General features: G+C 63.1%; 6 protein-coding genes. All 6 read left to right on the forward strand.

The features are described from left to right. Nucleotides 1–1,211 (forward strand): hypothetical protein (locus tag KDH09_00930; protein MCB0218231.1); only part of this gene is annotated, 1,211 nt, incomplete at its 5' end. A gap of 123 nt (nucleotides 1,212–1,334) precedes the next feature. Next, on the forward strand, nucleotides 1,335–2,150 hold the full coding sequence (locus tag KDH09_00935) for a hypothetical protein (protein MCB0218232.1): 816 nt from the start codon (nucleotides 1,335–1,337) through the stop codon (nucleotides 2,148–2,150). A gap of 191 nt (nucleotides 2,151–2,341) precedes the next feature. Next, entirely contained in the window at nucleotides 2,342–3,286 is a 945-nt protein-coding gene (locus KDH09_00940; protein ID MCB0218233.1) for an ATP-binding cassette domain-containing protein, read from the forward strand. Continuing rightward, complete coding sequence (locus KDH09_00945; protein ID MCB0218234.1) at nucleotides 3,283–4,011, forward strand: ABC transporter permease subunit; 729 nt, start codon at nucleotides 3,283–3,285, stop codon at nucleotides 4,009–4,011. The genes KDH09_00940 and KDH09_00945 overlap by 4 nt, the downstream gene beginning before the upstream one ends. Nucleotides 4,012–4,022: 11 nt before the next feature. After that, nucleotides 4,023–5,699, forward strand: coding sequence for a GldG family protein (locus KDH09_00950; GenBank protein MCB0218235.1), 1,677 nt, complete (start codon nucleotides 4,023–4,025; stop codon nucleotides 5,697–5,699). 20 nt (nucleotides 5,700–5,719) lie between these two features. Then, complete coding sequence (locus KDH09_00955) at nucleotides 5,720–6,682, forward strand: DUF4340 domain-containing protein (protein MCB0218236.1); 963 nt, start codon at nucleotides 5,720–5,722, stop codon at nucleotides 6,680–6,682. Nucleotides 6,683–6,705: the final 23 nt, after the last annotated feature.

Raw genomic sequence — 6,705 nt, forward strand, 5'->3', positions numbered from 1 at the left:
AGCACTGGATGCGCCGCATGGTGTGGCTGGCCCACCCCGAGGGGGTCCGCCTTCCCGCTTATGAATCGGTCATCAAGCTGACCATCAAGATCCTGCTGGTGGTCAGTGCATTCTCGCTCCCGCTCTTTGTGGCGACCCTCTACACCTTCAACGTGACGACCGGCGACCTGATGCGCGCCGGGCTGGAGGGGATGCCCGACTTCATCCTGGGCTACGTCATTGCCTTCTTCATCCTGGGGGTGGGTTACTTCGTCTACGAGCGCTTCTTCCGAAAGCGCGGCGAGGTGGTGCCCGCGCCCGATGACGTCGCACATCTGCATGAACTCTCCGATCTGGTCAACACGATGCCGCTTCGCAGCGCGATCACCTCCATGGTGCTCTGGGGCGGCGCGGGAATGCTGACGGGCTGGGGCGTGGGCTTCCTGCTGGACTTCAGCGCCACGTTTGCGATCTGGACCGTGATGGCGTTGAGCGTGATCGGGGTGGTGTCCTTTCCCTTCCAGTATTTCCTCTTCCAGCGGATCTTCGAGCCGCTGGGCAACAAGCTCAAGGACGCCGCCGGCGAGGGCTATCGCGTGGAAAATGCGGGAATCGCGGCGCTCTCCATCGAAGACGAGCAGGCCGTGCGCGACCGTCTCATCACCGGCGTGCGCGTGGCATTGGCCGCGCCTGTCTGGGGCGCCTTCGCGCTGGTGCACGACAAGGTAGAGTTCTTCTACGTGGGAATCCTGATCGCCTACACGGTGATTTCGATCAGCGGTTACATCGCGACTTATGGCAGCAACATTCGCCGGGCGGCGGAATACCTGCGCTGGGCGGCCGACGGGGTGGGGCTGGTGCTGTTCGTGCAATACTCGGGTTCGATGACGACCATCGCCGTCGGGCTCTACTGGGTGATCATCTACACGATCACCCTGCAGCGGGGCTTCGATACGGGGCTGGTGTTCACCACCTTCTATTCGGCGCTCTATGGTTCGGTGCTTTTCTCGGAATACGTGGGCTGGCTCCCGCATGCGCCGGCCACCTCGGTGGAGGGTGAACTGCTCGATGTCATTCTCTACCGCTCGCCCTGGAACAACTTCCACCCTTCGGTGGCCTTCCTCGCTTCATTCATCTTCATTGCGGGCGGGATGGTGGCCTGCGTGTTCATGGCCCACGTCTATCGCCGGCGAAACGACTCGGGAATCCGGGGCCTGCTCGATCTGGACTGATTTGGCCGCAAAACGGGCCCCTCAATTGTGCCGGCCCTCCCGGTTCTGTTACACTTCGGATCTTCGTGGTGAAAGCGAGTATGCAGGGACGTCGCTGCTCATTTGAGAGAGGACTGACCCCCCATGGCGGGACTCAAAAAGCGACTGGGTGAGATTCTGCTGGAGATGCGTGTCGTCACTCCGGCGGACGTGCAGGCCGGGCTAGAGGAACAGAAAGTCTCCGGGGAGAAAATCGGCAGCGTGCTGGTGCGCCGCGGCGTGTGCCGCGCCGCCGATGTGCTCGCCGCGCTGAGCTCCCAGATGGGGCATCCCTCCATCGACCTGACCGGGGTAAGCCCGCCCCACGCGCTGCAGACCCTGCTCGAATCAACCTATGCCGAAGCCAAGCACGTACTTCCCATCGGGGAAGAAGCCGCGCTCGGTCGGCAGAAGGTTTACCAGATCGCCATGTCGAACCCGCTCGATGCGGAAACGATCTCTGAAATCGAGTTCAAGCTCCAGTGCAAGGTCAAAGGGATGGTGGCCCTTGAGGGACAGCTCAAGGACGCCATTCGCAGCTACTACTACGCGCAGGACTACGGCTACGACATGAGCTTCCAGGAAGATGGCTCGGTGCGTTTTGCCGGTGGCGCCCCTGCCGAGCAGCCCGAGACCGTGCTGGGCCAGCAGGCGCCGCAACCGGCTGTCGCGCCAAGGCCAGCCGCGCCGCCGCCACCTCCCCCGCAGACGGCCACGCGCAAGCCGCATCCGGCGGCGACGTCACTCTCGGGAATCACCGCGCCGCCGGCGGCTTCATCGGCTGCCGATGCGGCCAGGATCGCCCAGCTCGAAGCTGACGTGGCCCGCCTGAAGAGCACGCTCTCGGCGCTGCTGCGGGTGCTGGCCGAGCGCGGGGTCATTACCCGTGAAGACATTCAGACCCACATGCAGCGCTCCTGAGTCCGTATGCCTCAGAAGCCCTGATTCGGGCCTGAAACATCATTAAAATCCATTAAAGAAGTTTCGCCCATATTTCCGATGTGGTAACGGAAACCCTGTCTTTATCATCCGGCGAGTTCCCGGAACCATCGCATCCGGACAGAACTTGCCCTGAAACCAAACCGGTTCTTTTGCTGGAGGTACGGTCTCGCATGATTGAGGTCGAAAACCTGTCCAAGAGTTATGGCCCCACGCTGGCCGTCGACTCGGTCAGCTTCAAGGTCGAACCGCGGGAGGTCCTCGGATTTCTCGGCCCCAACGGCGCCGGGAAGACCACCACCATGAAGATCCTCACCGGCTATCTCACGCCCGATTCGGGACGCGCGATGGTGGGCGGGATCGACGTGATGGAGAACTCCCTCGAAGTGCGACGCAAGATCGGGTACCTGCCCGAAAACGCGCCCCTGTATTCGGAGATGAACGTCCTCGAATACCTGAACTTCGTTTGTGAGGTTCGGCGAATTCCCAAGAACGAGCGTCGGTTGCGCCAGGAAGAAATGATCGCTTCCTGCGGGCTCGAACCGGTGCTCAAAAAAGACATCGGCGCGCTCTCGAAGGGCTACCGCCAGCGCGTGGGCCTGGCCCAGGCCATGATTCACGGGCCCGAGGTGCTGATCCTCGATGAGCCGACCACGGGCCTCGATCCCAACCAGATCATCGAGATCCGCAACCTCATCCGCGCCATCGGCAAGGAGAAGACGGTCATCCTCTCGACCCACATCCTGCCGGAGGTGACGGCCACGTGTTCGCGCGTGGTCATTATCTCGGGCGGCAAGATCGCGGGCGAAGGCACGACCGAAGATCTCTCCAAGCAGGCCTCTGCCGAAGAACAGATCGTCGTTGCGATCAAGGGCCCGGCCGCCGAAGTGGCCGACAAGCTGCGCGCGGCCTCGGGGATGCTCAATGTTCAGCGCGGCGACGACGCAGTGGACGGGGCGCACCGCTTCACGCTGGCGATGAAGCGCGACGCCGCCAATGGTGAGCGCCTGTTCAAGGTCGTTGTCGACAACAACTGGGTACTTACTGAAATGAGCCGCAGCCAGGCCTCGCTCGAAGACATCTTCAAGCGCCTGACCACCAGCGGAGGTGCCGCATGAGTGTCGCCAACGTCTGGACCGTCTTCAAAAAAGAATTCCGGGTCTACTTCAACTCTCCGATCGCCTACATCCTGCTGACCGTGTTTCTGGTCTTTTGCGGGTGGTGGTTCTTCTTCTTCACGCCGTTCTTCGTGATCGGGCAGGCGGAGATGCGCAACCTCTTCGGGGTGCTGCCCTTCGTGTTCCTCTTTCTGGTGCCGGCCGTGTCCATGCGGCTGTGGGCCGAAGAGCGAAAGCTCGGCACGGTGGAGCTCCTGCTGAGCTATCCGCTGCGCGACGCCGAAGTGGTGATCGGCAAGTATCTGGCCGCACTGGCCTTCCTGATCCTGGCGATCGGGCTCACCTTCCCGATCCCCGCGAGCGTCGGTTTCCTGGGCGATCCCGATACCGGGCCCATCTGGGGTTCCTACATCGGCAGCGTACTGCTGGCGGCGGCCTATCTCTCGATCGGCTGCTTCGCCTCGGCCATCACGCGCGACCAGATCGTCGCCTTCGTGGTGGGGCTCACCTTCTGCGCCGCCTTCTACCTGGTGGGCATCGCCGCGCAGTATGGCGGCCTTCCGCCGCTGCTGGGCAGCATCCTGTCCTACCTGGGCCTGTCCACGCACTTTGAATCGGTCGCCCGCGGCGTCATCGACTCGCGCGACGTTGTCTATTACCTCGCCCTCATCGGGCTCTTCCTGTCCGCGACGATCTACACCCTTCGCGGCTACCGGCAGGGTTAAGGAGGCCAGCGATGAAAAGCGCACAGCGACTCACCGAATTCCTGCTCATCGCCGCCATCGTGGTCCTGGTCAACGTGGCCGCCCAGCGCGTGTTCTACCGCTGCGACCTGACCGATGATCAGCGCTACACCCTCTCGGACGCAACGGCCAACGCGCTCGCCGGCCTGGACGATACGCTGACCATCAAGGCCTTCTTCTCCGAGAACATCCCGCCCTCGCAGAGCGCGCTGATCAACGGCGTCAAGGACACGCTCTCGGAATACAAGGCGCTCGGCGGTGCCGGCGTGCAGATCGAGTTCATCGATCCGACCAGCGATCCCGAGATCGAGCAGGAAATGCGGATGCTCGGCATTCCCGAGCTCCAGATGACCGTCGTGGGGCGCGGCGAGCTCGAACAGCGCAAGGTCTACATGGGCGTGGGCCTGTTCTACCAGGACAAGAAGGAAGTCATTCAGGCGGTACAGTCGCTCGATGACTTCGAATACAACCTGACCAGTGCCGTTCTCAAGCTCGCTTCCGAGCCCCGGAAAGTCGGCGTCTGGCTGGGCAATCCGCTTCCGGCCTCCCAGCCGTTTTGGGAGGACTACCAGCGCTACAAACTCAGCGAGGATCTCGAAACGCTCTACCAGAGCCTGCGTCGCCAGTACGACGTCACCGAGGTGAACTTCGCCGGTGGCAAGGCCGTGCCGAGCGACGTGAACACCCTGCTGGTGATCGGTCCGAAGAAAGCGACCGACCGCGACCTCTACGAAATCGATCAGTTCATCATGCGCGGCGGGCGGGCCATCTTCCTGCTCGATGAGAGCGAGCGCGACGACCAGATGCGCGCCAGCCCGACCCCCTCAGGACTCGAACCCCTGCTCGAGAGCTACGGCGTGCGCGTGGGCCCCTCGCTGGTGGCCGATCGCCGCTGCGCCCGCGCGCGCTTTACCACGCGCTTCATGCAGTCGATTGCGCCCTATCCGTTCTGGCCGAAGATCACCGAAGAGGGCATCGAAAAAGAGAACCCCGCACTCTCCAGCCTGCGCGGCGTGGCGCTGATGTGGACCGCGCCCATCGAGGTGCTTCCCTCCGCCCTGGGTGAGCGCAAGTTCACCACACTGCTCAAGACCTCTCCCTACGCGAAGGCCCACCAGCTTCCCGCGCAGGTCTTCGGCGAGCAGGAGGGCCTGCTGCCCGGCACGACCCAGACCGAGCTGACGCTGGCCGGCCTGATTGAGGGGCCGTTCCAGAGCTACTACGCCGGCCGCGGCGCGCCCGTGCCGACCATGCCCGAGGGGTATGAATCGACGCCGATGCCGCCGGTGGGCGAGGCGCCCGACTTCATCGATAGTACCGAGAACGGCCGCATCATCGTGGTGGGCAGCAGCAACTTCATCACCGAAGGGCCGCTGGGCTACTTCCAGCAGATGCGCAGCGGCACCCAGAACCTGGTGTTCGTCCAGAACCTGGTGGACTGGCTGACGCTCGGCGACGGGCTGATTGGCATTCGCAGCCGCGTGGCGCCGACCTACCCGCTCGATGAGTCCACCGAGTCGCAGCAGCAGTTCATCCAGCTCGTAAACATCGCGGCGATGCCGCTGCTGGTGATTCTCTTCGGTGTGGCGCGCTTCCTGCTCCGCCGGCGCGACCGGCGGCTCTATGAAGAGCACTACCAGATGAGCCACGGCTCGAAATCGCGCAGCTAGAAGCGTAGGAGACCAGAACCATGAAACGGATTGGAATTCTGCTCGGCATTCTGGCTGGACTGGCGCTGATCGTGATGCTGGTCCCCAAGCAGACCGAAAAAATCTCGGGACAGAGCGAGAAGATGCTCGAGAGCGTCTTCCCCAGCATCGTCAAGGATGAGCTCAGCAAGGTGGAGATCGTGCAACCCAAGGGCAATGTCACGCTCACCAACACCGAGGGCGTGTGGGAAGTGACCCTGGATGGCAACGTCTACGGCGCCGATGAGCGCAATCTCGACCGCTTGCTCGAATCCATGGGGCAGATCCGCGTGGACCGCCTCGTCTCTCACACAGCCGAGAAACACGATATCTACGAGGTGACCAACACCAAGGGTGCGACCGTTACCTTTTACGGCAAGGACGGGGGCAAGCTCATGTCCATCGTCGTCGGCAAGCTCGGCCCGGACCTCAACACCAGCTACGTGCGCCATGCCGGTGAGTCGGAAGTCTATGTGATCGACGGCGCGCTCCGCCCGATCCTGGAGCGCGAGCCCAAGCTCTGGCGCGACCGCACCTTCGCGCGCATCAACCCCGACGACGTCCACGAGATTCGCGTGGAGAAGAAGGGCAACGATCCCCTGGTTATCAGCCGCGACACGCCCGAGACCGGCGCGTGGCGGATCAAGGAGCCCGACGGCTACAACCCCAGCCCGACCACCGGCCAGCTCTGCGACAACGTGGCGCGCCAGCTCGCCAGCATGGTGGCCAGCGACCTGCCGCCGCGCAGCAGCGAGGAAACCATGGGCTTCGACAAGCCCGCGGGCATTGTCATCGTGACCGAGTTCAACGGGAAGCAGACGAGGCTGACCTTCGGCAAGAACAACGACAAGTCCCAGACCTATGCCCGGCGCAGCGACAACGACACCGTGTACCTGATCCAGTCCTGGATGGCCGAGCGCCTGCTGCCCGATGTGGACACCCTCAAGCCCCAGAAGGTGGAGTAGGGCTCCATTGAGCCGAGCAACAA

This window comes from Chrysiogenia bacterium (assembly GCA_020434085.1).
Taxonomy (GTDB): domain Bacteria; phylum JAGRBM01; class JAGRBM01; order JAGRBM01; family JAGRBM01; genus JAGRBM01.